The 822-nt window shown below is 71.0% G+C and carries 1 pseudogene; it reads right to left on the minus strand.

Features of this window, described 5'->3' with window-relative positions:
* Nucleotides 1–822: pseudogene (locus tag EOC06_RS44315) on the minus strand (ATP-dependent helicase HrpB); the annotation flags it as partial.

The raw sequence follows: 822 nt of genomic DNA on the forward strand, positions 1-822 counted from the left end.
GCGCGCATTCTGTGCCTTGCCCTGCAGGTCGGCGACTACCAGAAACGGCTCGCCCGCCAGCGGATCGGCGGCGTCGAGCATGGCGCCGGAGCCGTTGGCCAGCACGAAACGGCCACGCTCGCCGCGCGCCTTCGCCACCCGATCCGGCCAGGCGTGGACGAGCAGGGGACCGGCTGCCGCAGCTTCGCTGCCCTTCGCCTCGCTAGTCTGCCTCGCCAGCCGTTCGGCGAGCTGCTTGGCGGCTGTAGCGCGTGGCGATTTTTCCCCGCGAAAACGCATCAGCCGCCGCTCCAGATCGGCGCCGTCGCCACCAAGGCCGCGTTCGGTGAGCAGCACGGCAAGCATCGCCGCCTCGAAGGCATGGCCGCTGCCGGCTGCCTCGGCAACCATGTGCGCCAACCGCACCGGCAGGGCGAGCTTGCGCATGGCTGCACCCGCGTCCGTCAGGCGCCCCGTCTCGTCGATGGCATCCAGCGCGCGTAGTAGCCCCCTTGCCTCATTAAGGGCCGGAACAGGCGGCGGATCGAGAAAAGCGAGCCCTGCCGGATCGGCAACGCCGAAGGCGGCGCAATCGAGCAGCAGTCCGGACAGATCGGCCTCAAGGATTTCCGGCGGCGTGAAGGCGGGGAGTGCAGCCGTCTGCTCGGCCCGCCACAACCGGATGGCGACGCCTGGCTGCGTGCGCCCGGCACGGCCGGCGCGCTGGTCGGCGGAAGCCTTGCTGACGCGCACGGTCTCCAACCGGGTGAGGCCGCTGGCCGGCTCATAGCGCGGCAGCCGCGACAGGCCCGAATCGATGACGACGCGCACGCCGTCGATGGT

It is taken from the genome of Mesorhizobium sp. M7A.F.Ca.MR.362.00.0.0, assembly GCF_004023175.1.
In the GTDB taxonomy this organism is placed as follows: domain Bacteria; phylum Pseudomonadota; class Alphaproteobacteria; order Rhizobiales; family Rhizobiaceae; genus Mesorhizobium.